Below are 25641 nucleotides of genomic sequence, written 5' to 3' on the forward strand. Positions count from 1 at the left end.
GAGTCAGTCCCCGTTTCGCGCGAACACAGGTCTAAACGGGGAAGGACTCCCCGGATATTTCCGGTCCGCGCCCGCATTCCGTGTGACCTGCCTCACACCCGAATCGGCGAGAAACCCACGATCGGTCGCACCCAGCGAGCGTCCGCGCACCCCCCGGCACAGGGTGATCGGACAGGGTGCAGCCAGGTCCGGCGGCTGCCGCGGAGCGGAAGGGCCACGTATGCAGCAGCCGATCCGGCGGCGGATACGCCCCGCCCGCCGCGGTGTCGCCCTCGCCTCGGTCACGGTCCTCGCCCTCGCGGTCACCACCTCGGCGAGCACCGGACGCCTGATGGAGGACTCCCCCAGCGCGGCGGGCCCCGTGTCGATGGCGCGCGGCAGCGCGCTCGGGCCGTGCATGATCGGCGGCACGATGGGCGTGCAGATGTCGGAGGGCATGCCCACCCCGCCCGGCTACTCGCGCTCGACCGGCACCGTCCGTGCCCTGAACCTCATGGTCGACTTCTCGGACGCGCCCGGTCAGGGCAGCGCGATGGACCGGCTCGCGGAGTTCTTCCCGCAGACTTCGAAGTGGTTCCGCACCAGCTCCTACGGGCGCCTGGACTACCGGCCGGAATCCCCCGTGCCGGACTGGCTGCGGATGCCGAAGTCCTTCGCGGAGTACGGGATAGAGCGCGGCGCCCCCTTCGATCCGGGCTACCGCGAGCTGGTCGAGGACATCGTGGCCGCGGCCGATCCGGACGTGGACTTCCGCAGTTACGACCTCGTGAACGTCCTGGTGACCCCGAACGCAGGGCCCTCCGCGCTCGACACGGTCCTGTCGGTGACCTTCGCGGGCAACCACGAGGCGCCGGTCGCGGACGGCGTGCCCGTCTCCAACGCGTCCTTCGTCTACAGCCGTCAGGACGACGGCTCGGGCAGCTACCACGAGACGGGCTACCGCGTCCTGCCGCACGAGAACGGCCACGTCTTCGGCCTGCCCGACCTGTACACGCAGGAGGGCGGCGGCGCGGTCGGCCACTGGGACATCATGAGCGAGGACTGGGGCGCCAACAACGACCTGCTCGCCTGGCACAAGTGGAAGCTGGGCTGGCTCGACGACGACCAGATCGGCTGTGCGGCGAAGCCCGGCAGCAGCGAGCACGTCCTGTCGCCGCTGGCCCGCACCGGCGGTACGAAGCTCGCCTTCGTGCCGCTGAACGCGAAGACGGGGTACGCGATCGAGGTCCGCACCCCCGGCGGCAACGACGAGGCGGTCTGCAAACCGGGCGTCCTGGTCTACCGCGTGGACGCGGACGTCGACACGGGACACGGCCCTGTCACGGTCTCCGACTCGGCCGCCGACAGCGGCGGTTGCACCCGCCGGCCGAACGTCCACGCCGAACTCTCCGACGCGCCCTACGGCCCCGGCGAGACCTTCACCGACCGCGTGACGGGCGTACGGATGACGGTGGCGGAAGTGACGGACGACGGCGACTACCGCGTGCACGTCACGCGGCCGTAGAGCCGTCCGCCGCCGAGGACCCCGACCCGGCCCCGGGGACCGTCTGCTGCACCTGCCGCAGGAACGCGGCGTTCGTCGGGGTCTTCTTGATGCGGTCGAGCAACGTCTCCAGGGAGCCGGCGCCGTCCCTGCCCTGGAGGGCCCGACGCAGTCCGCGTACGGCGGTCAACTCGTCGCCTGTGATGAGCAGTTCCTCCCTGCGCGTGCCGGAGGGCGTGACGTCCACGGCCGGGAAGAGGCGCCGGTCGGCGAGGGTGCGGTCGAGCCGCAGCTCCATGTTCCCGGTGCTCTTCAGCTCCTCGAAGTAGTAGTCGTCGGCGCGTGATCCGGTCTCCACGAGGACGGTGGCGAGCATCGTGAGGGAGCCGCCCTCCTCGGCGAGGCGCGCGGCGCCGAAGAGCCGCTTCGGGCCCTGGATCGCGGCGGCGTCGACGCCGCCGCTGAGGGTCTTTCCGCCGCTGGCGGCCGCGTTGTTGTAGGCGCGGCACAGCCGGGTCAGCGAGTCGAAGAGCATGACGACGTCGCGCCCCTCCTCGACCAGGCGCTTGGCGCGCTCCACGGCGAGTTCGGCGAGCGCGATGTGCTGCTTGGCGGGCCGGTCGAAGGTCGAGGAGAGCACCTCGCCGTGGACCGAGCGCCGCATGTCGGTGACCTCCTCGGGCCGCTCGTCGAGGAGGACGACCATGAGGTGGCACTCGGGGTGGTTCGCCGCGATCGCCGCGGCGATCTGCTGGAGCAGTACGGTCTTGCCGGTCCTCGGCGGCGCGACGATCAGGCCGCGCTGCCCCTTGCCGACGGGCGCCACCAGGTCGACGAGGCGCCCCGCGACGGCGCCGCCCGCGGTCTCCAGGCGGAGCCTTTCGCGGGGGTGCAGGGGGGTCAGATCACCGAAGCGGGGCCGCGCCGCCAGCGCTTCGGGGACGCGTCCGTTGACGCGGTGCACGCCGGTGAGCGTCCGGGCCCGTCCCGCGCACTCGCCGTCGACGAAGTCGCCTGTGCGCAGGCCGAGTTGGCGGATGAGCGGCGCGGGAACCTGTACGTCGGCGGAGGCGGGCAGGCATCCCTCGCTCCGCAGGAATCCGCGCCCGTCGCGGGCGATGTCAAGAACTCCCTTGCAGCTCATGGGAGTTACCGGGCGAATGGTGTGGTCGGTACGTGTGGTCGGTTCGGTCGCGGTGGCGGTCATACGGGTGGTCCTTTCGCGGACATGCGAATGAGGGGCCCGGCGGGGCGGCGATGTTCACGCCCCGTACGACGGGCGAAAGGGAGACTGCGGTGATCGCAGTACAGGAGAAGGCCCGGTCGGCCTGACAGATCCCGGGGAACGGGTCCCGGGGAACGGATCCCGAAAAAGGGAAAAGGTTCAGTACGGGCGCCCCGAGATGAGCCGGGGCGTACACACGTACTGATGGCAAGGTAACACACGGCCTCCGCGGCGCACCGGCGCACGCGCACCGGGCAGGCGGCGGAATCAGGCCGTTTTCAGCCGCGGGCGGCGGCCCGGACCGCGGGAACCACCACCGGCGCGCCGTCGGCGGAGGCGCGCAGAATCTCCGCGTCGATCCCGTAGAGCGTCTTGACGAGCCCGGCGTCGACCACGTCCCGCGGCGCGCCCGTCGCGACGATCCGGCCGGCCAGCATGGCGACGACGACATCCGCGTACCGCGCCGCCGCGGCGAGGTCGTGGACGACCATCACGATCGTCCTGCCCTCCGCCGCGACCTCCCTGACCAGGTCGAGGACCTCCACGGCGTGGCCGATGTCGAGCGCACTCGTGGGCTCGTCGAGCAGGACGACGGGTGTCTCCTGGGCCAGCGCCATCGCGAGCCAGCACCGCTGCCGCTGCCCGCCGGAGAGCTGATCGAGGCGCCGCTCGGCCAGCTCCGCCGTACCGGTGGCCTCCAGCGCCCGCGTCACGGCGTGCTCGTCCTCGGCGGACCACTGGCGGAACAGGCCCTGGTGGGGGTGGCGCCCGTACCGCACGAGTCCCGCGACGGTCACCGCCTCGGGGGCCTGCGGGGACTGCGGGAGCAGGGCGACGCGGTGGGCCGTCTCGCGCTGCTTGAGCCGCCAGATGTCCGCGTCGCCCGCGAACACCCGCCCGGAGAGGGGCTGGTGGAGCCGCGCCATGCAGCGCAGGAGCGTGGACTTGCCGCAGCCGTTGGGGCCGACGATGGCCACGACCTGGCCGGATTCGACCGTGAGGTCGACCCCGTCGACGGCGGTGTGCGCGCCGCCGTATCCGGCGGTGAGCTGCTCGACGCGGAGTTTCACGGGATGCGCCTTTCCGGGTTCGAGGGGCTCACCCCTTGCCAGCTTGACCTAAGGTAAGGCTAACCTTAGCCAAAACCACGGTCGCTGACGACCACTTCTTCATGTCCCCTTGATCCCGGAGCTGTTGATGACCGTCCCCCGACGCCCCCTCTCCCCCGCCTCCCGACGCGCGACCCAGGCGGTCGCCGCACTCGGCGCGGCGGCGCTGCTCCTGACGGGCTGCGGCTCGGACGACGGCTCCGACAACGCCTCGTCCGACAAGGGCGGCTCGGCCTCCGCGGGCACCCGCACCATCAAGGACGCCACCGGCACGGCCGTGAAGGTCCCGGCCCACCCGAAGCGGATCGTGACGCTGACCCAGGAGGACCTGGACGCCGTCCTCGCGCTCGGCGTGAAGCCGGTCGGCATCACCAACGGCCAGGGCCTCGACAAGCCCCCGGCCTACCTCGCCGGCAAGGTAAAGGGCATCGACGTGGTCGGCAACCTCCTCCAGCCCGTCATGGACAAGGTCGTCGCGGCCAAGCCCGACCTGATCCTCGCCGGTGACATGCAGGACGAGCAGGTGCTCAAGCAGCTGCGCGAGATCACGCCCGCGACCGTCGTCACGATGGCGCCCACCGACGACTGGAAGCTGACCCTGCGGGGCATCGGCAACGCCGTGGGCGAACTCCCCAAGGCCAACAAGGTCATCAGCGACCACAAGCGCGCCGCGAAGGCCGCGGGCAAGAAGCTCGGCGCGAACAAGGGTGCCGAGGTGTCGATCGTGCGCTGGAACCCGGACGGCCCGAGCTGGATGGAGAACAAGCAGTTCGCCAGCGGTGTCGCCCTGGAGATGGGCCTGAAGCGGCCGAAGAACCAGAACAAGGACGGCAACGCGCACACCCCCTCGCTCAGCCTGGAGAAGATCAACGAGATCGACGGCGACTGGCTGTTCCTCTCCACCCTGACCTCGGACGGCGAGAAGGCCCTGAAGGACGTCCAGAAGAAGCCCGCCTACAAGGACCTCGGCGCGGTCAAGAAGAAGCACGTCGTGACCGTGAACGGCTCCGTCTGGTCGACCCGTGGCGGCCCGCTCGCCGCCGACGAGGTCATGAACGACATCAGCGAGGCACTCACGAAGAAGTAGCCGCCACGATCCGGGCGTTCGCGAAGTCGGCCGCCGTCCACGCCATGGCCAGCGCGCCGTCGAGCAGGGCGCGCTCGGCGGCCGGTGAGACGGCGGCCGCGGCGAACTCCGGTTCGTGCGGTCCGCAGGCGCCGCCGCTGATGTCCAGGACGGGGTGGATGGACGGTACGAGGTGCGAGACGTTGCCCATGTCCGTGCAGGCGAAGGGCTCGCGCTCGACGGGTTCGGGCCGGCCGAGCGCCCGGGCGTTCGCCGTCCACAGTTCGAGCAGTCCGGGGTCGCCTCGGAAGTCGAGGTAGTCGGGCTCGGGCCGCTCCAGGGTGACCTCGCAGCCCGTGGCCAGGGCCCCGGCGCGGAAGCAGTTCTCGACGCGCTCGCGCAGTTCGCGCAGGTCCTCGGCGGCCAGCGCGCGGATCTCGTACTCGGCCGTGGCGCGGTCCGGTATGGCGTTCGGGGCCGTGCCCGCGGCGGTCGTGATGCCGTGCACCCGCCACTGCGGCGGGAGTTGCTGGCGCAGCAGGCCGAGCGCGACCTGGGCGACGGTCAGGGCGTCGGCGGCGTTGCGGCCCTCGTGCGGGTTGAGGCTGGGGTGCGCGGCCTTTCCGGTGTACGTGACCGAGAGCGTGCCGAGCGCGAAGGAGCGGAAGTCGGCCATCTCGAACGGGCAGGGGTGGATCATCATCGCCGCGTCCACGCCGTCGAAGGCGCCCGCGTCGATGAGCAGCGCCTTGCCCGCGCCGCGCTCCTCGGCCGGTGTCCCGATCACCCGTACGGTCAGGCCGAGCGCATCGGCGTACGACTCCAGGGCGAGGGCCGCTCCCACACCGGCGGCGGCGATCAGGTTGTGGCCGCAGGCGTGGCCGAGGCCCGGCAGGGCGTCGTACTCGCAGACGATGGCGACCGTGACGGGGCCGCTGCCGACGGTGGCGCTCATCGCGGTGTCCAGGCCGTAGGCGGGCGCGGTCACGTCGAAGCCCTGGGCGGCGAGGAGTTCGGCGCACCAGGCGGCGGCGCGGTGTTCCTCGAACGCGGTCTCCGGGTGCGCGTGGATGCGGGCGCTGAGGGCGAGCAGGTCGTCTCGGTGTCCCTCGATCTCCTTGCGGAGGGCTGTCTTGAACACCATGGGGGTCGTCTTCTCCATAGCGGCCAAGATAGCTTAGGCTTACCTAAGTTAGTACTGGTGGGCCTGCGTGCGGGCCCCGTCCCCCAGGCCAGCAGGTCAGTTCAGGTCACGTCAGGTTCAGGTTCACGGGAGTCGTCACACACATGCATCAGCGCCCTGATCGCCTTCCCCTGCTCACCGCGCAGGCCGGCATCCTCTACGCGCAGCAGCTGGCCCCGGAGAGCACCGCGCTCAACACGGCGGACCGCGTGGAGATCCAAGGCCCCCTGGACTCCGCCCTGTTCGAGACCGCACTGACGCGCACCACGGCCGAGGCCGAGACCCTCGCGCTGCGGGCGGGGGAGGACGCGGACGGCACACCCTGGCAGGAGGTCGTCCCCGGCGGCGCACGGACGCGCCTGCACCATCTGGACCTGCGTGCCGAGGCCGATCCGGAGGAGGCCGCCGAGGCCTGGATGCGGGCCGACCTCGCGAGACCGGTGGACCTCACCCGCCCCGCCGACGACGCGGACGGCCTCGTCACCCAGGCCCTGATCCGCCTCGCCGACGACCGCCACTGGTGGTACCAGCGCGTGCACCACTTCGCCGTCGACGCGTACGCCCTCCAGCTCATCGGCAGCCGCGTCGCCGAGCTGTACACCGCCCTCGCCACCGGCCACCAAGGGCCTGCCGAGCGGCGGTTCGCCCCGCTGGCCGAACTGGCCGACGACGAGCGGCGCTACCTCGCGAGCGAGCAGTACGCCACCGACCGCGCCTTCTGGGCAGAGCGCACCGCCGGGCACACCACCCCCGCCACCCTCGCCGCCCGTGCCACTCCGTCCGATCTGCTGCACCGGCGCGCCACCGACCTGCCCGACGGCTCCTTCGAGCGGCTCAGCCGTGCCGCGCAGGCCGTGAAGGCCACCTGGGCCGAGCTGGTCATCGCCGCCACCGCCGGGCATCTGCACCGCGTCACGGGCGCCGAGGACATCGTGCTCGGCCTGCCGCTGACCAACCGGCGCGGCCCCGCCGCCCTGCGCACCCCGGCGATGACCGTCAACGTCCTGCCGCTGCGCATCGCCGTACGCCCCCGCGACACCGGCGCCGAACTCCTGCGCCGCGTCGTCCTGGAGATCCGCGCGGTCCGCCGCCACCAGCGCTACCCGCAGGCCGACCTCCGCCGCGACCTCGCGCTCGGCACGGCGGGCGAGCCGCTGACCGGGCCCATGGTCAACATCAAGCCGTTCGAGACCGACCTGGACTTCGCGGGCCTGCCCGGCACCGTCCGCAACCTCGCCGCCGGGCCCGTCGAGGACCTCGCGGTCGGCGCCGCCCCGCGCGCCGACGGCACCCTCCGCCTCACCCTGGACGCCAACGCCGGACGGTACGACGACGCCGAACTCGCCCGCCACGAACGTACGTTGGTCACCTATCTGAACGCCCTCGCCGACCTCCTCCTGTCCGACCCGCACCGCCCCATCGGCACCCTCGACCTCCTGGCCCCCGACGAGATCCGCGCGGCCACCACCGGACGCGCCGAACCGCCCGCCGAGCACACGCTGCCCGAGGTGTTCGCCGCGCAGGCCGCCCGCACCCCCGACGCCGTGGCCGTCCGCAGCGGCGGCGCCGCCCTGACCTTCGAGCATCTCGACGCGGCCGCGAACCGGCTCGCGCACCGGCTGGCCGCCGACGTGCCCCCCGGCACGGCCGTCGCCCTCGCCCTGCCCCGCAGCACCGACACGGTCGTGGCACTGCTCGCCGTACTGAAGGCGCGCGGCGTCTGCCAGCCGCTGGACCTCGGCCACCCGGCCGCGCGGACCCTGGACGTCCTGGCCGACGCACGCCCCGCCTACGTCATCGGCACCCGGGCGACCCTCGCCGCGCTCCCGGACCACGGGCTGCCCGTCCTCGCGCTCGACGACCCGGACACGGCGGCCGCGCTCGCCGCGCTCCCCGCGTCCGCCCCGGACATCGCGCCGCGGTTCGACGACCCCGCCTACGTCATTCACACCTCCGGTTCCACGGGACGCCCCAAGGGCGTCGTCGTCACCCACGCCTCGCTCGCCAACCTCCTCGCCGGGCACGGCACCGACCACATCGCGCCCGCCGTCGAGCGCGCGGGCCGGGACCGGCTGCGCGTCGCGCACAGCGCGTCGTTCGCCTTCGACGCCTCCTGGGACCCGGTGCTGTGGATGGTCCACGGCCACGAACTCCACCTGCTCGACGACGCCGCCTACCGCGACCCCGCGGCGCTCGCCGCGTACGTCGACAAGCACCGCGTCGACTACCTCGACGTCACCCCCTCCTACGCCGAGGCACTGGTCGCCGAAGGCCTGCTCGACGAGGGCAGGCACCGCCCCGCCGTCGTGGTCGTGGGCGGCGAGACCGTGCCAGGGCCGCTGTGGGACAGGCTCGCGGCGATCGAGGGTTCGCGGCCGATCAACCTGTACGGGCCGACCGAGACGACGGTCGACGCCTACTACTGGCTGCCGGGGCCCGGCGGCAGCACGACCGGCCACCCCGTGCGCGCCTCCCGCGTCTACGTCCTCGACTCCTCCCTCCGTCCGGCGCCCCCCGGCGTCACCGGTGAGCTGTACGTCGCCGGGGCCTGTCTGGCCCGCGGCTATCTCGGGCGCCCCGACCTGACCGCCGAGCGCTTCGTCGCCGACCCGTTCGGTGCCCTGCACGGCGACCCCGGCGGCCGCATGTACCGCACCGGGGACCTCGTGCGGCGCCGAGCGGACGGCACCCTTGAGTTCCTGGGGCGCGGCGACGACCAGGTGAAGATCCGGGGCTTCCGCGTCGAACTCGGCGAGATCCAGGAACGGCTGGCGGCCCACCCGGCGATCGCCCAGGCCGCGGTGATCGCCCGCGACACCGCACACGGCAAGCGGCTCCTCGCCTATGCCGTGGCCGTCTCCGAGGGAACCCTCATCCCCGACGACCTCCGCTCCCACCTCGCCGAGACCCTGCCCGAGCACATGGTCCCGGCCACGGTCACGCTCCTCGCCGAGCTGCCTCGCACCGCCAACGACAAGCTGGACCACCGGGCCCTGCCCGACCCGGAGCCGGCGCTCGCCCCCGGCGGTGCCGCCCGCGATGTGACCGACCCGCACACCAAGGCCTTCTGCGATCTCTTCGCCGACGTCCTCGGCCTGGAGTCCGGGTGGCCGTCACCCGACGCCACGTTCTTCGACCTCGGCGGTCACTCGCTGCTCGCGGGCCGCCTCGCCGCCCGTATTCGCGAGCGGTTCGCCACCGCGCTCGGGATCGCCGACATCTTCAAGGCGCCGACTCCCGCCGCGCTTGCCGCACTTGTGCCCGCCACGGCCGCCGCGGCCGCCCCCGCCGCCGAGACCGCCCCGCTCGTCCCCGTCCCCCGCACCGACACCCTCCCCCTCTCCCCCGCCCAGCAGCGCCTGTGGTTCCTGCACCGCCTCGAAGGCCCCAGCCCCACCTACAACATCCCGCTCGTCCTCACCCTGGACGGCCCCGTCGACCACGCCGCGCTCCAGCTCGCCCTGCACGATCTGGCCGCGCGCCACGAGACCCTCAGAACGCTGTATCCCACCACTGACAACGCCCCTGACGACCAGCCCCACCAGCGCGTCCTCGCCCCCGAACACCCATTGGCCCGCCCGGTCCTGCACCACGAACCGCTCGCCCCGGACGCCCCGGACGCCCCGGACCCCCTGGCCGACGCCGTCCGGCACTGCTTCGACCTCGCCGCCGAGCCCCCGCTCCGGGTCACCCTGTTCACCGACCCGCAAAGCCCCACCCGTCACACCCTCCTCCTGCTCCTCCACCACATCGCGGGCGACGGCGCCTCCACCACTCCCCTCGCCCGCGACCTCGCCTCCGCTTACGCCGCCCGCGCGGCCGGACGCGCGCCCGACTTCGCCCCGCTGCCCTTCCAGTACGCCGATCACGCCGCCCACCAGCAGAAACTCCTCGCCGACGGTCTGGCGGCCACCCATCTCGGATACTGGAAGGACGCCCTCGCGGGCCTGCCCGACCAGCTGGAGCTGCCCACCGACCGGCCGCGCCCGGCCGTCGCGTCGTCCCAGGGCGACACCGTTCCCTTCTCCCTCGGCCCCGCCGCGCACCGTGCCCTCAAACAGCTCGCCGCGGCCACCGGCACCACCGTCTTCATGACCGTCCAGGCCGGTCTCGCCGCGCTCCTCACCCGGCACGGCTGCGGCACCGACATCCCGCTCGGCACGCCCGTCGCCGGGCGCGACGACGACGCCACCGCCGACCTCGTCGGGTTCTTCACCAACACCGTCGTACTGCGCACGGACACCTCCGGTGACCCCGGCTTCCGCGCGCTCCTCGACCGAGTGCGGGGCGCGACGCTCGCCGCGTACGAGCACGACGCACTCCCCTTCGACCAGCTCGTCGAGGAGATCAACCCGCCCCGCTCGCTGGCCCGTCACCCGCTCTTCCAGGTGATGCTGGCCTGGCAGTCGATCCCCGACGGGCAGTTCGCACTCGGCCCGGACACCACGGCCCGGCTGGCCGCGGTCCCGTCCGGCACGGCCAAGTTCGACCTGACCCTCAACGCGGGCGAACTCGCCGACGAGCAGGGCATATCCGGCTTCCTCGAATTCCGCACCGACCTCTTCGACCGCGCCACCGCCAAGGCCCTGGCCGACCGCCTGGCCCGCCTCCTCACCGCGGCCGCGCACACGCCCGACCTCCCCCTCGGGCTCCTCCCCCTGCTCAGCCCCGAGGAGCACCACCACGCCCTGGTGACGGTCAATGCCCAGCCCGGCCGGACGGCTTCGGCACCCACCACCCTCGCCGACGTCTACGAGGCCGCCGCCGCCCGGCACCCGCACCGCACCGCCGTCTCCCACGACGGCCGGGCGCTCACGTACGCCGAACTGTCCGCCCGCGCCCACCGCCTGGCCCGCCTCCTCGCCGGCCGCGGCATCGGCCCCGGCTCCATCGTGGCGCTCGCCCTGCCCCGCTCCGCCGACCTCGTCACCGGCCTGCTCGCGGTCGCCCTCTCCGGTGCCGCCTACCTCCCCCTCGACCCGGACTACCCCGCCGACCGCCTCTCCTACATGCTCGGCGACGCCCGCCCGGCCGCGCTGCTCACCGACACCGCGACCGCGCCCCGGCTGCCCGCCGAGGCCCACGCGCTGCCGCTGATCGCCGTCGACGGCGACACCCCGGACGCGTACGAGGAGAGCCCCCTCACCCAGAGCGACCGCACCCGCCCGCTCACCCCCGACGACCCCGCCTACGTCATCTACACCTCGGGATCGACGGGCCGTCCCAAGGGCGTCGTCGTCACGCACCACAACGTGACGCGGCTGCTGACCGCGACCGACCACTGGTTCGGCTTCGACGAGCACGACGTGTGGACGCTCTTCCACTCGTACGCCTTCGACTTCTCCGTGTGGGAGCTGTGGGGCGCGCTGCTGTACGGCGGCAAGGTCGTCGTCGTACCGCATCTGACCAGCCGCGACCCGGGCGCCTTCCGCGCGCTGCTCGCCGACGAGCGGGTCACCGTCCTCAACCAGACCCCCTCGGCCTTCTACCAGCTCGCCGCCGCCGACCGCGAGGCCCGCGACGGCCGCGAACTCGCCCTTCGCTACGTCGTGTTCGGGGGCGAGGCCCTCGAACTGGCCCGGCTCGACGACTGGTACGAGCGGCACGCGGACGACAGCCCCACCCTCGTCAACATGTACGGCATCACCGAGACGACCGTGCACGTCTCCTACTTCGCGCTGGACCGCGCGACCGCCGCCGCCTCCACGTCGAGCACCATCGGCGTCAACATCCCCGACCTGCGCGTCTACGTCCTCGACGAGCGCCTCCAGCCGTGCCCGCCGGGCGTCACGGGCGAGATGTACGTCGCCGGTGAGGGGCTGGCCCGCGGCTATCTCGGCCGCCCGGACCTGACCGCGACCCGCTTCGTCGCCGACCCGTACGCGCACCTCTTCGGCGAGCGCGGCGCCCGCATGTACCGCTCCGGTGACCTCGCGCGCCGCCGCGCGGACGGCGCCCTGGAGTACTTCGGGCGCGCCGATCACCAGGTGAAGATCCGCGGCTTCCGCATCGAACTCGGCGAGATCGAGGCCGTCCTCGCCGCCCACCCCGCCGTGTCGGACGCGGCCGTCGTCGTCCGCGAGGACGTGCCCGGCGACAAGCGGCTCGTCGGCTACGCGGTGGCCGACGGCACGGCCACGACCGCCGCCGCTCTGCGCGAGCACGCGGCCGGTGAACTCCCCGTCCACATGGTCCCGTCCGCCGTCGTCCTCCTGGACCGGCTGCCGCTCACCAGCAACGGCAAGCTGGACCGCAAGGCCCTCCCCGCGCCGGAGCGGCCCGCCGCCTCCGCCGCGGGCCGCGCTCCGCGCACCCCCCGCGAGGAGCAGCTCTGCGCGATCTTCGCGGAGGTCCTCGCGCTGGAGGGAGCCGTGGGCATCGACGACAACTTCTTCGAGCTGGGCGGACATTCACTGCTCGCGGTGCGCCTCGCGGGCCGTGTGAAGTCCGCGTTCGGCGCGGACGTCTCCATCGGCACGGTCTTCCAGTCCCCGACACCCGCCGCTCTCGACGCGGTCCTCGACGCGGGAAGCGAGCAGGCCGACCCGCTGGACGTCCTGCTCCCGCTGCGCCCCGCCCGCGAGGGCGACCGCGCCCCCGTCCACTGCGTCCACCCGGCGGGCGGTCTGAGCTGGTGCTACGCGGGCCTGATCCGCCACCTCCCGGCCGACGTGCCGATCTACGGCCTCCAGGCCCAGGGCGTCGGGGCGGCCACCGCCGCCGACCCGCTCCCCCGAACCCTGGAGGAGCTGGCCGCCCACTACGTCTCCCGGCTGCGCGAGGTGCAGCCCACCGGCCCCTACCGCCTCCTCGGCTGGTCGACCGGCGGCATCATCGCGCACGCCATGGCCACGCACCTCCAGGAACTGGGCCACGAGGTGGAACTCCTCGCCATCCTCGACGCCTACCCCGCGGAGGGCTTCCGCGAGCTGCCCGAGTCCGACGAGGCCGAGGCCCTGGAGTCGCTGCTCACGATGGGCGGTTACGGCCCGGACAGCCTCGCGGGCGACGACCTGACCACCGAGAACGTCATCGGCGTCCTGCGCCGCGAGGGCAGCCCCCTTGCGGCCCTCCCCCCCGCCACCTTCGAGGCGCTGCGCGACATCTACCTCAACACCAACCATCTCGTGCGGGGTTACGACCACCGCCGCTTCGAGGGCGACGTGCTGTTCTTCCGGGCGACCGTCGACACCATCGACGCGACCCTCACGCCCGAGACCTGGACCCCGTACGTCGGCGGGCGCATCGCGAACACGAACGTCGCCTGCTCGCACAAGGACATGACCCTGCCCGAGCCGATCGCGCACATCGCCCGCGTGGTCGCCGACCGACTGACCGAGCTGGAGACCCCGCGATCATGAGTGACGCACCCGCCAACCCCTTCGACGCCGACGGGGAGTTCCTGGTCCTGGCCAACGACCGGGGCGAGCACTCGCTGTGGCCGCTGTTCGCCGCGATGCCCGACGGCTGGACGGCCGTGCACGGCCCGTGCCCGCGTCAGGACGCCCTGGCCTGGGTCTCCGGCCGGTGAGCGGCGGCCTGCTGGTCACGCCCCGGATACGGCCCAGGGTCGCCGTCGTCCTCGTCTACACCGCCGCGATGTGCATGAACGGCCTGGATTCGACGATCGTCAACCCGGCGCTCTTCACCATCGCGGGGGACTTCGGGCGTCCGGTGTCGGCGGCGAACACCGTCGAGACGGCGTTCCTCGTCGCCCTGGCCCTCGCCCTCCCGGTGGCGGGCTGGCTCGGTGACCGCCTCGGCACGAAGCGGGTCTTCCTCGGCTCGCTGGCCGTCTTCACGGCGGCCTCCGCCGTGTGCGGTCTCGCGCCGGACCTCACCACCCTGGTGGTGGCGAGGGCGGCCCAGGGCCTGGCGGGCGGGCTGCTCACGCCGGTCGGCATGACACTGCTCTTCCGCGCGTTCCCGCCCGAGGAGCGCGTGAAGCTGTCCAAGGTCCTGATCGTCCCGACCGCGCTGATGCCGGCGCTCGGCCCGCCGCTGGGCGGTTTCCTCACCGAACACCTCTCCTGGCGCTGGCTGTTCTTCGTGAACGTCCCCGTCGGCGCGGCGGCCGTCCTCCTCGGCGCGGTGGCGCTGCGCGAGCACGTGGAGGGGACGCGAGGGCCCTTCGACCGCGTCGGCTTCCTCCTCGCCACCCCGGCCCTCGGCCTCCTCACGTACGCGCTGGGCTTCGGCCCTTCGCAGGGCTGGTCGCGGCCGTCGGTGGCGGTCAGCGCGGTGCTGGGCGCGGCGCTGCTGGTGGCCACGGTGGTCCACCAACTCCGCGTCCAAGAACCCCTCCTGCGCCTGCGGCTGCTCGCCGACCGCGTGTACGGGGCCGCCTCGGCCCTCGCCCTGGTCAGCGCGGCGGGCCTGATGGGCGTCCTCTTCGTCTTCCCGCTGCTCTACCAGGCCGCGCTCGGGGCGTCCGCGCTGGACGCCGGGCTGAGCGTGTTCCCCGAGGCGCTGGGCCTGATGCTGGCGTCCCAGGCCGTGGACCGCCTCCTGCCCCGCCTCGGCCCGCGCCGCCTCGCGGCCCCGGCGCTGCTCCTCGCCGCGGGCGTCTTCGCCGCACTTGCCGCGCCCGGGGTCGCGGAGAACGCCTGGGCGGTGCGGGGGCTGATGTTCGCGGTCGGGCTCGTGCTCGGCACGGCGGTCCTGACGATCCAGATCGCCGGGTTCGAGGGCATCGCCCCCGCGGACATGGGGCAGGCGATGGGCCTCTTCCAGATCGTCCGGACGCTGGGCGGGGCGGTGGGTATCGCCGCCTGTGCGGCGCTGATCGGGGGGCATGGGGTGGGCTTCTCGGACGCGGGTCCGTACCGGGTTGCCGTGCTTCTCACGGCAGTGTTCGTGGGCGTGGGCGCGGGGCTGGCGGTGCGCCTGCCAAGGGTGATCGCCGGGCCGCCGGTCTGACTGCTCGGGAGCTGGGGGCGCCGTTCTGCGCAGTTCCCCGCGCCCCTTACGGGGCTCAGCCAGCTAGCAGGGACGTCAGGCCTGTTGCCAGGCCCCCCCGCCAGCATGCGTAGTCGTGGCCGCCGTTGAACTCCTCGTACGTCACCTCGTAGCCCCGTGCTCGCAGGACGTTGCGCAGGCGGCGGTTCTGGGGGAGGAGCATCCATTCCTGGGTGCCCACCTCCAGGTGGAGGCGGACCGGGCGGCGCGGGGTGCGGGCGTATTCGCGGGTGAGCCATTCCGGGCCCCGCCCGTCGGGGGCGTTCTCGTCCGGCCACCAGAACGAACCCGACTGGCTGAGCGCCGCGCCGAAGCGGTCCGGGCGCCGGTGTGCCGCGTACGCCGCCGTGAGGCCACCCGCGCTCTGACCCGCGATGACCGTGCGCTCGGCGGGGGCCGAGAGGTCGTACGCGTCCGCCGCCCACGGCAGCAGCACGTCCGCCAGCCAGTCCACGAAGGCACCGCTGCAACTCAGGTCCTCCATGCGCCGCCCCATCGTGTCGACGAGGAGCGCGGCCGTCGGCGGCACCGCTCCGTCGGCGTGCAGCGCGTCCAGCGTGGCGCCGATGCCGAGCACCGGGCCCCACATCTCGCCGTCCAGGAGGACGGCTGTCGCGCGCGGCCGCTCGGCCGCCGGCAGGTGGACGGTGACGCGTCTGCCGTCCACCTCGGCCTCGACGGACCTCCCCGGCGCCCCTGCGCGGCGGCCCACGTACGGCTGAGGCGGCGCCTCTGGCAGCGACATCACGGAGGCGGGGTTGCGGCCGTCGCGGGCGGGCAGCCGCGGATCGCCGTTGAGCGGGTCGGGGACGGCCTCGGCGAGGACGCGCAGCCACGCCTCACGGTCGGTGCGGAGGGTGTCCTGCCGGGTGCCGTGGGCGACGTAGAACTGGTACGAGGCCCGGTGGTCGGCCCGCAGGCGGTGGCTGAGCGCCCACACGTCCGTGCCGGGCAGGCGTTCCATCAGGTGCGGGGTGAGGTCGCCCGCGTGGCGGTCCTTGTCGGTGACGGTGTGCAGCAGCGCCAGGACGTCCGTGGCGGGGCGTGCGGGGTCGTCCCGCCGGAGGAACGTGACGAGTCGGTGGGCCGGGTCGCCCGAGGGGTCGGGCTCGACGAGGGGTGTGCCCGTCGTCTCGACGCGGTTCCAGAAGGCCCGTTCGGCGCCGGGCACCCGGGCTCGTACGGCGTGAAGGAGCGTCCGCAGCAGCGGGCTTCGCACAGGGGTGGCCTCTTTCGGGTTAGGTGGTGTCATACGCGTGTCGCCGCCGAGCGGCCCAGCAGCACCCACAGCAGGAACGGGCCGCCGAGGACCGTCGTGACGACGCCGACCGGCAGCTCGGACCCGTCGAAGGCGATGCGCCCGAGCGTGTCGGCCACGACCACGAGCGTCGCGCCGGTCAGCATCGAGCCGACCAGCGGCACCCGCAGCGGGCCCGCGAGGCGGGAGGCGATGACGGGCGAGGCGAGGGCGACGAAGCCGACGGGCCCGCAGATGCCGACCGCGAGACCGGCCAGCGCGACGGCGAGGAGCAGGCAGATCAGGCGGGTGCGCCCGGCGTTGGAGCCGAGCGAGGCGGCGGTGGAGTCGTCGAAGCGGAGGACGCCGAGGTGGCGGGCGACGGCGAGGGCGAGCGGCACCAGGACGGCCAGGCCGATGAGGACGGGCACGACGACGGAGTAGCCGCGGCCGTTGAGGCTCCCGGACGTCCACACGTACAGGGAGCTGGCCGAGTTGAGGGACCGGCGCGAGAGCACGACCTGGGTGGCGGCGGAGGCGAGCGCGGACATGGCGAGGCCGACGACGAGGACGCGGTAGCCGCGCTGTCCGAGCCCTCCGGAGACCAGCGTGACGACGACCACGGCGACGAGCGCGCCGATCGGCCCCGCCCACCAGGCGCCGAAGGACCCGGAGGCGCTGAAGGTGACGGAGACGAGGACCGCGGCCGTGGCTCCGTCGTTGACGCCGAGGAGTTCCGGGGTGGCGAGGCGGTTGCGGGCGAGGGTCTGGGTGAGGCACCCGGCGAGGCCGAGCGCCGCGCCCGCGGTGAGCCCGGCGACGATGCGGCCGAGGCGGAACTTCTGCACGAGGAGCACGTCGAAGTGGTCGCCGTATCCGAGGACGGCGCGGAAGGTGCGGCCGACGCTCATGTCGCTCTGTCCCGCGTACGCGGAGAGGACGACGGCGACGACGAGCAGCGCGGCGAGCAGCAGCGAGGCGAGGGTCGCGCGGCGGGCGACGAGGAAGGAGAGGGGGCCGCGGCGCAGGACGAAGGTGTCGGTGCCGACGGGGCGGACGCGCTTCGGGGTCCGCGCGCTCGCGCGCTTCGGCAGCCGCGGCCGGGGCAGGCGGCGCGGCCAGGGCACGCGGCGCGGCTTGGAGGGGGCGCTTTCCTCCGTCGCCGGCTCGGTCATGCCCATCGTGGTGAGGGACTTGGAGCGGACGATGAGGATCAGTACGGGCGCTCCGATCAGCGCCACGATGACGGACACCGGGGCCTCGTACGGGCGGGAGACCACGCGGGCCGCGACGTCCGAGACGGTCAGGACGCAGGCGCCGACGAGTCCCGCGAGGAGCAGCCTGGCCGGGAGCCGGGTGCCCGCGATGGCGCGGGCGAGGAAGCCCGCGAGGAGGCCGAGGAAGGAGATGGGGCCGGCGAGCGCGACGGCGGCGGCGGTGAGCAGGGTGACGCCGACGGCGACGACCGTACGGATCAGGGGCGGCCGGTGGCCGAGGCTGCGGGCGAGGTCGTCGCCGAGGGCGAGGGCGGACAGCGGCCGGGCGACCAGCAGCGCGACGAGGAAGCCGGCGGCGAGAACGGGTGCGAGGCGCCCCAGTTCGCCGTATCCCTCGACCCCGGCGAGCGAGCCGAGCACCCAGAAGCGGAACCTGTCGTAGGTCTCCGCGGAGTTGACGACGATGACGCTGGTGAGCCCGCCGAAGGTGGCGCCGAGCGCCGATCCGGCGAGGACGAGCCGCATGGGAGAGCCACCGCCCTTGCGCCCGGCGATGAGCAGCACAAGCCCGCTCGCGACCACGGCGCCGCCGAACGCGCAGCCCAGATAGGCGAAACCGGAATCGAACCCGAGCAGCGCGATGCCCGCGACGACCCCGAGCGAGGCACCGGCGTTGACGCCGAGCAGGCCGGTCTCGGCGAGCGGGTTGCGGGTGACCGCCTGGAGCAGGCAGCCGGCGACGCCGAGGGCGCCGCCGACGAGCAGAGCGGTGAGGGTGCGCGGGATGCGCAGGTCGCCGACGACGAGAGCGAGGCGTGAATCGTCGCGCGCCCCATGCCGGTTGAGCAGGTAGTCGAGGACCCCGCCGGGGCCGACCTCGCCCGCGCCGACGCTCAGGGAGAGGGCCACGAGCAGCAGCAGGGCGAGGGTGAATCCGGTGACGGCGAGACCGACCGTGCGGCGCGCGGCACGCTCGGGCGCCGGTCCGCGACCGTCCTTTTCAGCCAACTCCCTTGACAATTCGGGCGGTTGGGGTGCTGGGGGTGTGGTGCCCACGGTCGGCATGCGCATAAGGTGAGGCTAGCCTAACTATATCGGCAGGGTCGCGACCTCTGGGCAGAAGTTATACGTTAGGTTAGGCTTACCTAAAAAGTAGGGGGAGGTCGCTCACACATGCCTGACCACATACCGCCTGACCACCTAGCGGACGAGTCGCGCGCCGAGGGCGAGTTCGCCGGGCGTACGGCTCTGGTGACCGGCGCGGGCCAGGGCATCGGCGCCGCGGTGGCCACCGCGCTCGCGGCCCGGGGCGCGCACGTCGTCGCCACGGACCGCTCGGCGCACGGCATCGACGAACTGGCCGCCGCCGCACGGGACCTGGCCGGCACGGTCACCCCGCGCGTCATGGACGTCACGGACCCCGTCGCCGTCACCGCCGTCGTCGACGACGTCGTACGCGACCACGGCGCCCTCGACCTCCTCGTGAACGTCGCGGGCATCCTCCGTGCCGCGCCCGTCGCCGAACTGACCGACGCCGACTGGGCCGACACCTTCGCCGTGAACACCACCGGCGTCTTCCACACCTCGCGCGCCGCCGCCTCCCACATGACCGCGCGCGGCCGCGGCTGCATCGTCACCGTCGCCTCCAACGCGGCCGGGATCCCCCGCACCGGTATGGCCGCGTACGCCGCGTCGAAGGCGGCGGCCACGATGTTCACCAAGTGCCTCGGCCTTGAGGTCGCCCGCAGCGGCGTGCGCTGCAACGTCGTCGCGCCGGGTTCCACGGACACCGCGATGCAGCGGGCCCTGTGGCCCGACGGGCAGACGGAGGTGCCGCTCAGCGTCATCGACGGCGACCCGGCGACGTACCGCACCGGCATCCCCCTCGGCCGCATCGCCGCGCCCCGGGACATCGCCGACGCGGTGCTCTTCCTCGCCTCGGACCGGGCCCGGCACGTGACCTTGCAGGAGCTCTACGTCGACGGAGGCGCCACGCTGCGCTGAGCCTGGGTGGTTTCCTGGGCCGCCGCTTCGCGGCGGATGCTCTCCCACCCACCCACCCGTTTACCCCGAACCATCGCCCCCACGTAGGGGCCCCTGCCCCAAGAAACGGAGCCCCCCGTGTCGACGGCACCCGAAGTCGCCACGCACGTCACCACGGCCGAGCAGGCCCACCCCGCCGTAGGAGCGGCCACCGCCCTCCTCGACGCCTACAGACCCGGCGAACGCTTCCTCGCGACGCCGACCCGCACCCTGCTCACCGAAGGCGGCGTCCGCGCCCACGTCCCGCACGACGACAGACCCCTGCCGCTCCGCGTCGCCGCCACCCTGGCCGACGCCCGCCGTGCCGGGTCCGCCAAGCCCTACGTCGTCGGCGCCATCCCCTTCGACCACACCGCGCCCGCCGCGCTCGCCGTCCCCGAAGCGGTGCGCACCGCGCCGCCGCTGACCGCGGACCCGCTGATCGCGCTCCCCGCCGAGACACCGGACGCCACCGACTGGCGGATCCGCCCGGTACCGGCCCCCGAGGAGTACGGCGCCGGCGTGGCCGCCGCCGTGGAGCGCATGTGGCGCGGCGACTTCAGCAAGGTCGTCCTCGCCCGCACCCTCGAACTCACCGCGCCCGCCCCGCTGGACATCCCGCTGATGCTCCAGCGCCTGGCCCGCCGCGACCCCTCCGGCTACACCTTCGCGCTGCCCACGGCCCCCGGCCGCACCCTGATCGGCGCCAGCCCCGAACTGCTCGTCTCGCGCCGCGGCCACCAGGTCGTCGCCAACCCGCTCGCGGGCTCCACGCCCCGCAGCGACGACCTCGCCGAGGACGTGCGCCGCGCCGCCGCCCTCCTGGAGTCCGCCAAGGACCTGCACGAGCACGCGGTCGTGGTCGACGCCGTGCACCAGGCGCTCGCCTCCTTCTGCACGGACCTGACCGTCCCGGCCCGCCCCACCCTGATCCGCACGGCGACCATGTGGCACCTGTCCACCACGGTCACCGGCACCCTCGCCTCCCCCGACGCCTCCGCCCTCGAACTGGCCTGCGCCCTGCACCCCACCCCCGCGGTCTGCGGCACCCCCACGGCCACGGCCCGCGAGGTGATCCGCGAGACCGAGCCGTTCGACCGCGGCTTCTTCACCGGCATGATCGGCTGGGGCGACGCGAACGGCGACGGCGAGTGGGTCGTCACCATCCGCTGCGCCGAGGCCGAGGAACGCTCCCTGCGGCTGTACGCGGGCGCGGGCGTCGTCGCCGCCTCCGACCCGGCGGCGGAGACCGCGGAGACCGGCGCGAAGTTCCGTACGTTCCTGAACGCGGTGGGAGCCGAGCTGTGAGCGGCGTCGACGCACCCACGTGGCCCGAGGAGTTCGCCGCCCGCTACCGCGCCGCCGGCTACTGGCGCGGCGAGACCTTCGGCGGGCTCCTGCGCGACCGCGCCGCCGAGCACCCCGACCGGATCGCGATCGTCGACCCCGGCGGGGCGAGCGGGACGGCCGACGCCTCCGGGGTCCGCCGCTGGACGTACGGCCAGCTCGACCGCAGGGCCGACCGCCTGGCGGCGGGCTTCCTCGCCCGTGGCATCACCAAGGGCGACCGGGTCGTCGTCCAACTCCCCAACATCGCCGAGTTCTTCGAGACGATCTTCGCGCTCTTCCGTATCGGCGCGCTGCCGGTCTTCGCGCTGCCCGCGCACCGCGAGACGGAGATCCGCTACTTCTGCGAGTTCACCGAGGCCGCCGCGTACGTCATCCCCGCCGAGCACGGCGGCTTCGACTACCGCGACCTCGCGGCGAAGGTCCTCGCCGAAGTCCCCACCCTGCGCCACGTCTTCGTGGCCGACGGAGATCCCGGCGCCTTCGAGGCCCTGTCCGACGTACCCGCGGCCCCGGGGCCGATCCCGCACCCGCCCGCCCCCTCCGACCTGGCCTTCCTCCAGCTCTCCGGCGGCTCGACCGGCGTACCGAAGCTGATCCCCCGCACCCACGACGACTACATCTACTCGCTGCGCGGTTCGAACGAGCTGTGCGGGGTCGACGCGGACTCCGTCTACCTGGTCGCCCTCCCCGCGGCCCACAACTTCCCGCTGTCCTCGCCCGGTTCGCTCGGCGCGCTCCACGCGGGCGCCCGCGTCGTGCTCTGCCCGCAGCCGGGCCCCGAGGTCGCCTTCCCGCTCATCGAGTCCGAGGGCGTCACCATCACGGGCCTCGTACCGCCGCTCGCCCTGCTCTGGACGGAGGCGGCGCCTTCGTCGGCGTACGACCTGTCCAGTCTGGACGTCCTCCTGGTCGGCGGCGCGAAGTTCAGCGAGGAGGCGGCGCGCCGCGTCGGACCCGCCCTCGGCTGCACGCTCCAGCAGGTCTTCGGCATGGCGGAGGGCCTGGTCAACTACACGCGCCTGGACGACCCGGACGAGACGATCGTCACCACGCAGGGCCGCCCGATCTCCCCCGACGACGAGATCCGGATCGTCGACGACGAGGACGAGGAGCTGCCCGTGGGCGCGACCGGGCACCTCCTGACCCGCGGCCCGTACACGATCCGCGGCTACTGGCGGGCGCCCGAGCACAACGCCCGTTCCTTCACGGCGGACGGCTTCTACCGCACCGGCGACGTGGTCCGCCTCACCGAGACCGGCCATCTGGTCGTCGAGGGCCGGGCGAAGGACCAGATCAACCGGGGCGGCGAGAAGATCGCGGCCGAGGAGGTCGAGAACCACATCCTCGCCCACCCGTCAGTGCACGACGCGAACGTCGTCGCCGAGCCCGACCCCTATCTGGGCGAGCGCACGTGCGCGTACGTCATCCTGCGCGCGGGCGCCGAGCCGCTGAAGCCGGTCGCGGTCAAGAGGTTCGTACGGGAACGGGGGCTCGCGGCGTACAAGGTGCCCGACCGCGTGGAGTTCGTGGAGGCCTTCCCGCAGACGGGCGTGGGCAAGATCTCCAAGAAGGACCTGCGCGCGGCCGCGTCCGCCCGGCCGGACTCCCCGGGTCGGCCGGACTCCCCGGGTCGCCCCGTCTCCACCTCTGAGCCCGCGCAAGCGTGACCGCCGGAGTCCGCGTATGCCTGCCTGACCGCCCAGTCCGCGCATATCTGCCCGACCGCCTGCCGCCAGCCTGAAACGGAACCCTCCACCACCATGGCACTCCCCACCATCACCCCGTATCCCATGCCGTCGGCCGACGAGCTGCCCGCCAACCGCGTCGACTGGAAGGTCGACCCGTCCCGCGCGGTGCTCCTCGTCCACGACCTCCAGAACTACTTCCTGTCGGCGTACGACCGTGACGCCTCGCCCGTCCCGGAACTCCTCGCGCACGTCGCCGAGTTGAAGCAGGCGGCGGACCGGCTCGGTGTGCCGGTCCTGCACACCGCGCAGCCCGGCGGCCAGACCCTCGCGGAGCGGGGCCTCCAGCAGGACTTCTGGGGGCCGGGCCTCCCCGACGACGAGCAGGCCGCGGCGATCGCCCCGGAGATCGGCCCGGCGCCCGCCGAGACGGTCATCACGAAGTGGAAGTACAGCGGCTTCGTCCGCACCGACCTGCTCGAACGGCTCCGCGAACAGGGCCGCGACCAGCTGGTCGTCGTCGGCGTCTACGCCCACATCGGCGTCCTGATGACGGCTTGCGACGCGTGGATGCAGGACATCCAGGCGTTCGTGGTCGCCGACGCGGTGGCCGACTTCTCGGCCGACGACCACGCGATGGCGCTGCGCTGGGCGGCGGACAAGTGCGCGGTCGTCACGACGACGGAGGCAGTCTTCGGGGACGCCGGCCACGCCGAACCCACCGAAGCCGAACCCACCGAAGCCGTGCCCCTCGACCACCTGACCCGCGACGAGCTGACCCTCGACCAGCTGCGCGCGGACGTGGCGGATGTCCTCGGCGAGGACCCGGCGGACATCCCCGAGGACGAGAACCTCGTCGACTACGGCCTCGACTCCGTACGTCTCATGACCCTGCTGGGACGCTGGCGCCGCGACCACGGCGTGACAGCGTCCTTCGCGGACCTGGCGGAGGAGCCGGCGCTGGAGAAGTGGGTGCGGGTGCTGGCGCGGTAGCCCCGGCCGGCCTCAGAACGCGGAGTGGGCGAACCACCGGTCGAGCAGGCCGGTGTCCCCCGCGACCTCGAAAGCGCCGGAATCCCGACCGAGACGCCCGTAGAGGAGCAGCAGCAGATCAGCGGCGCTTCCGTGCACGGACGCGTCCACGGACTGCTGCTCGCGGTCGACGAGCCCGAAGCGGTCGGCCGACAGCCGAACCACCCAGTCCCGCCCCCGCCCCCGACCCTGCTCCTGCTGGTCGGTGGCGCGGAAGCGGATGGTCTCGCCCTGGCCGCGAAGTCGGGCGACTCCGGGCGCGAACGGCGTGGCGAAGGGCAGATTGACCAGGAACTCGTCCACGCCGTCGGCCGCGAGCGCCGGGTCGATCACGGGCCGCAGCCCGAGGGCGGCCTCCGCGTCGACGCGGTGCACGAGCGTCTCGTGGAGCATGCGCCGCACCCAGAAACGGGCGTGCGGGTCGGCGCCCCAGGTCCACATGGTCGCGTCGGGATCGACCTCGGCGAAGGTCCGGGCGGCGAGGTCGGCACCGGCGGCGAGCCAGGCGGCGTACGCGTACGAGTCCTCGCGCTCGGGCAGGTCGAGGTCGACGGCCCGCGTCGTGGGAGCCTCCTGGACGTTGGTCCGCAGCAGCACGGAGAACCACCGGTGCACGCTTCCGGTGTGCCGGACCAGATCGAGGAGCGTCCACCCCGGGCACCCGGGAACGGGAGTGGAGAGATCGGCCCCCTCCTCAAGGATCGCCACGAACCGACGGCTCTCGGCCGCGACGGCACCGGCGTGAGCCTCACCGAACGCAGTCACTGGCGCCACCCTCCACGTCGGCCCCGACTTCGGCCCCGTCGAGGGCGGCGGTCAGGGTGTTGAGCCGCGCGCGCAGCTCCCGCACCTCGTCCAGGGAGAGCCCGGTGGACGCGGCGATGGTGCGGGGCACGGCAAGAGCCTTCTCGCGCAGGGCGTTCCCCTGCCCGGTGAGCCGCACGGAGACGGACCGCTCGTCCTCGACACTGCGCCGCCGCTCCACGTGCCCGGCCGCCTCCAGCCGCTTGAGCAGCGGCGACAACGTGCCGGAGTCGAGCCGCAGCCGCTCCCCGATCTTCTTGACGGGCAGCTCGCCGTGCTCCCAGAGCACGAGCATCACCAGGTACTGCGGGTAGGTGAGCCCAAGATCCTTCAGGGCGGCCCGGTAGACGCCGTTGAAGGCACGGGCGGCGGCGTGCAACGAGAAGCAGATCTGGTGATCGAGCAGCAGAAAATCCTCGTCGCGCGAGAGTGCCGGGCCACCGGCGGGTACGCGTTTCTCCATACCCCCACCCTACAACGCACCCAACTAAGTTGCGCACAACTAAATAGGGTGCTCTACTGTCTCTCAAGGGTCCCAGGGGTGGCCGCCGAACCGCCGAGCCGCTGGGCACCCTCCCCCGCCGCGAACAGGAAGAGGAAGAGAAACTCATGGACGCGCTGTACACCGCCGTAGCCACCGCCAACGGCCGCGAGGGCCGCGCCGTCAGCTCCGACGGCCAGATCGACCTCCCCCTCGGCTTCCCCACCGCCCTTGGGGGCAACGGCAAGGGCACCAACCCGGAACAGCTCTTCGCCGCGGGCTACGCGGCCTGCTTCGCCAGTGCGATGGGCAACATCGCGCGCCAGGAGAAGATCGACGTCTCGGACGTCTCGGTGACCGCGGAGGTCAGCATCGGCAAGGACACGGACGGCGGCTTCGGCCTCTCCGTGATCATGCGAGCGGAACTCCCCGACCACCTCCAGGGCCCCGCGGGCGAGGACCTCCTGAAGAAAACCCACGCGTACTGCCCCTACTCGAAGGCGACCCGCGGCAACATCCCCGTGGAACTGGTCATCGAGTAACCCGGGAGCAACCCCCGGCCCCCGAACGACCACCCGCTACACTGAGCGGCGGTGACACGGTCCCTCCGGACCCGCGCCACCATGCCCCGCCTCCGTAGCTCAGGGGATAGAGCACAGCTCTCCTAAAGCTGGTGTCGCAGGTTCGAATCCTGCCGGGGGCACCAGGTCGGCACGGCAAAGGCCCAGGCCCCGGATGACAGATCCGGGACCTGGGCCTTCGTCTTGCGCAGGCCGGCTACGCCTCCGG

Annotated in this window: 17 protein-coding genes, 1 tRNA gene and 1 pseudogene; 12 read left to right on the forward strand and 7 right to left on the reverse strand. The window is 73.2% G+C overall.

The features are described from left to right. Positions 1–220 precede the first annotated feature (220 nt). Positions 221–1504 (forward strand): M6 family metalloprotease domain-containing protein, encoded by a 1284-nt coding sequence (locus CP975_RS14740; RefSeq protein WP_055527951.1) that lies wholly within the window; start codon positions 221–223, stop codon positions 1502–1504. Here CP975_RS14740 and rho read toward each other — a convergent pair. Beyond that, complete coding sequence (rho, locus tag CP975_RS14745) at positions 1491–2690, reverse strand: transcription termination factor Rho (RefSeq protein ID WP_055527953.1); 1200 nt, start codon at positions 2688–2690, stop codon at positions 1491–1493. The two genes, CP975_RS14740 and rho, sit on opposite strands and share 14 nt — an antisense overlap. Before the next feature lie 296 nt (positions 2691–2986). After that, on the reverse strand, positions 2987–3778 hold the full coding sequence (locus CP975_RS14750; protein ID WP_055527955.1) for an ABC transporter ATP-binding protein: 792 nt from the start codon (positions 3776–3778) through the stop codon (positions 2987–2989). Positions 3779–3905: 127 nt separating this feature from the next. Here CP975_RS14750 and CP975_RS14755 point away from each other — a divergent pair, with 127 nt between their 5' ends. Further along, complete coding sequence (locus tag CP975_RS14755; RefSeq protein WP_055527957.1) at positions 3906–4904, forward strand: ABC transporter substrate-binding protein; 999 nt, start codon at positions 3906–3908, stop codon at positions 4902–4904. Here CP975_RS14755 and CP975_RS14760 read toward each other — a convergent pair. Beyond that, on the reverse strand, positions 4891–6027 hold the full coding sequence (locus tag CP975_RS14760) for a M20 family metallopeptidase (RefSeq protein WP_246201774.1): 1137 nt from the start codon (positions 6025–6027) through the stop codon (positions 4891–4893). The genes CP975_RS14755 and CP975_RS14760 overlap by 14 nt on opposite strands. 143 nt (positions 6028–6170) lie before the next feature. Between CP975_RS14760 and CP975_RS14765 the strand changes: the two genes are divergently transcribed. The 3 genes from CP975_RS14765 to CP975_RS14775 are packed head-to-tail and all read left to right on the forward strand — an operon-like array spanning position 6171 to position 14985. After that, positions 6171–13427 (forward strand): amino acid adenylation domain-containing protein, encoded by a 7257-nt coding sequence (locus tag CP975_RS14765; RefSeq protein ID WP_150476968.1) that lies wholly within the window; start codon positions 6171–6173, stop codon positions 13425–13427. Continuing rightward, on the forward strand, positions 13424–13597 hold the full coding sequence (locus CP975_RS14770; protein WP_055536088.1) for an MbtH family protein: 174 nt from the start codon (positions 13424–13426) through the stop codon (positions 13595–13597). Before CP975_RS14765 ends, CP975_RS14770 begins: the two co-directional genes overlap by 4 nt. Further along, positions 13594–14985, forward strand: a complete 1392-nt coding sequence (locus tag CP975_RS14775) for a DHA2 family efflux MFS transporter permease subunit (RefSeq protein ID WP_055536087.1) — start codon at positions 13594–13596, stop codon at positions 14983–14985. Before CP975_RS14770 ends, CP975_RS14775 begins: the two co-directional genes overlap by 4 nt. A 55-nt stretch (positions 14986–15040) precedes the next feature. On the opposite strand, the gene fes is transcribed toward CP975_RS14775, so the two are convergent. Together fes and fhuB are read right to left on the reverse strand one after the other, a co-directional pair. Then, positions 15041–16276, reverse strand: a complete 1236-nt coding sequence (gene fes, locus CP975_RS14780; protein ID WP_055536086.1) for an enterochelin esterase — start codon at positions 16274–16276, stop codon at positions 15041–15043. Then, the gene (gene fhuB, locus CP975_RS14785) at positions 16273–18549 is read right to left on the reverse strand and encodes a Fe(3+)-hydroxamate ABC transporter permease FhuB (RefSeq protein WP_150476969.1); all 2277 of its coding nucleotides are present in this window, start codon (positions 18547–18549) and stop codon (positions 16273–16275) included. Before fhuB ends, fes begins: the two co-directional genes overlap by 4 nt. A 102-nt stretch (positions 18550–18651) precedes the next feature. Between fhuB and CP975_RS14790 the strand changes: the two genes are divergently transcribed. From CP975_RS14790 to CP975_RS35765, 5 genes and pseudogenes are all read left to right on the forward strand, one after another. Beyond that, on the forward strand, positions 18652–19482 hold the full coding sequence (locus CP975_RS14790) for a 2,3-dihydro-2,3-dihydroxybenzoate dehydrogenase (protein WP_150476970.1): 831 nt from the start codon (positions 18652–18654) through the stop codon (positions 19480–19482). Positions 19483–19599: 117 nt separating this feature from the next. Then, positions 19600–20808 (forward strand): isochorismate synthase DhbC, encoded by a 1209-nt coding sequence (gene dhbC / locus CP975_RS14795; protein WP_150476971.1) that lies wholly within the window; start codon positions 19600–19602, stop codon positions 20806–20808. Next, positions 20805–22517, forward strand: a complete 1713-nt coding sequence (locus tag CP975_RS14800) for a (2,3-dihydroxybenzoyl)adenylate synthase (RefSeq protein WP_150476972.1) — start codon at positions 20805–20807, stop codon at positions 22515–22517. Before dhbC ends, CP975_RS14800 begins: the two co-directional genes overlap by 4 nt. A 93-nt stretch (positions 22518–22610) precedes the next feature. Then, a pseudogene (locus tag CP975_RS14805) lies at positions 22611–23231 on the forward strand (isochorismatase family protein); the annotation flags it as partial. 48 nt (positions 23232–23279) lie between these two features. Next, positions 23280–23528, forward strand: a complete 249-nt coding sequence (locus CP975_RS35765) for a phosphopantetheine-binding protein (RefSeq protein ID WP_249924340.1) — start codon at positions 23280–23282, stop codon at positions 23526–23528. A gap of 12 nt (positions 23529–23540) precedes the next feature. Here the strand turns inward: CP975_RS35765 and CP975_RS14810 are convergent, their stop codons facing one another. Together CP975_RS14810 and CP975_RS14815 are read right to left on the reverse strand one after the other, a co-directional pair. Next, positions 23541–24332, reverse strand: coding sequence for a maleylpyruvate isomerase family mycothiol-dependent enzyme (locus CP975_RS14810; RefSeq protein ID WP_055535098.1), 792 nt, complete (start codon positions 24330–24332; stop codon positions 23541–23543). Next, a complete protein-coding gene (locus CP975_RS14815; protein WP_055535096.1) occupies positions 24316–24834 on the reverse strand; it encodes a MarR family winged helix-turn-helix transcriptional regulator in 519 nt (172 codons plus the stop codon). The genes CP975_RS14810 and CP975_RS14815 overlap by 17 nt, the downstream gene beginning before the upstream one ends. Before the next feature lie 146 nt (positions 24835–24980). Here CP975_RS14815 and CP975_RS14820 point away from each other — a divergent pair, with 146 nt between their 5' ends. Then, a complete protein-coding gene (locus CP975_RS14820; protein ID WP_030786277.1) occupies positions 24981–25394 on the forward strand; it encodes an organic hydroperoxide resistance protein in 414 nt (137 codons plus the stop codon). Between the two features lie 88 nt (positions 25395–25482). Next, a tRNA-Arg gene (locus tag CP975_RS14825) sits at positions 25483–25558 on the forward strand. Positions 25559–25641: the final 83 nt, after the last annotated feature.

The sequence above is a fragment of the Streptomyces alboniger genome (assembly GCF_008704395.1).
Classification (GTDB): domain Bacteria; phylum Actinomycetota; class Actinomycetes; order Streptomycetales; family Streptomycetaceae; genus Streptomyces; species Streptomyces alboniger.

What these genes read in the sequence shown, in the direction of transcription:
- fes (WP_055536086.1), bottom strand. Translation starts at nt 16,276, where the DNA reads ATGACACCACCTAACCCGAAAGAGGCCACCCCTGTGCGAAGCCCGCTG.
- CP975_RS14815 (WP_055535096.1), bottom strand. Translation starts at nt 24,834, where the DNA reads ATGGAGAAACGCGTACCCGCCGGTGGCCCGGCACTCTCGCGCGACGAG.
- CP975_RS14820 (WP_030786277.1), top strand. Translation starts at nt 24,981, where the DNA reads ATGGACGCGCTGTACACCGCCGTAGCCACCGCCAACGGCCGCGAGGGC.
- CP975_RS14740 (WP_055527951.1), top strand. Translation starts at nt 221, where the DNA reads ATGCAGCAGCCGATCCGGCGGCGGATACGCCCCGCCCGCCGCGGTGTC.
- CP975_RS14765 (WP_150476968.1), top strand. Translation starts at nt 6,171, where the DNA reads ATGCATCAGCGCCCTGATCGCCTTCCCCTGCTCACCGCGCAGGCCGGC.
- rho (WP_055527953.1), bottom strand. Translation starts at nt 2,690, where the DNA reads ATGACCGCCACCGCGACCGAACCGACCACACGTACCGACCACACCATT.
- CP975_RS14755 (WP_055527957.1), top strand. Translation starts at nt 3,906, where the DNA reads ATGACCGTCCCCCGACGCCCCCTCTCCCCCGCCTCCCGACGCGCGACC.
- fhuB (WP_150476969.1), bottom strand. Translation starts at nt 18,549, where the DNA reads ATGCGCATGCCGACCGTGGGCACCACACCCCCAGCACCCCAACCGCCC.
- CP975_RS14760 (WP_246201774.1), bottom strand. Translation starts at nt 6,027, where the DNA reads ATGGTGTTCAAGACAGCCCTCCGCAAGGAGATCGAGGGACACCGAGAC.
- CP975_RS14790 (WP_150476970.1), top strand. Translation starts at nt 18,652, where the DNA reads ATGCCTGACCACATACCGCCTGACCACCTAGCGGACGAGTCGCGCGCC.
- CP975_RS14770 (WP_055536088.1), top strand. Translation starts at nt 13,424, where the DNA reads ATGAGTGACGCACCCGCCAACCCCTTCGACGCCGACGGGGAGTTCCTG.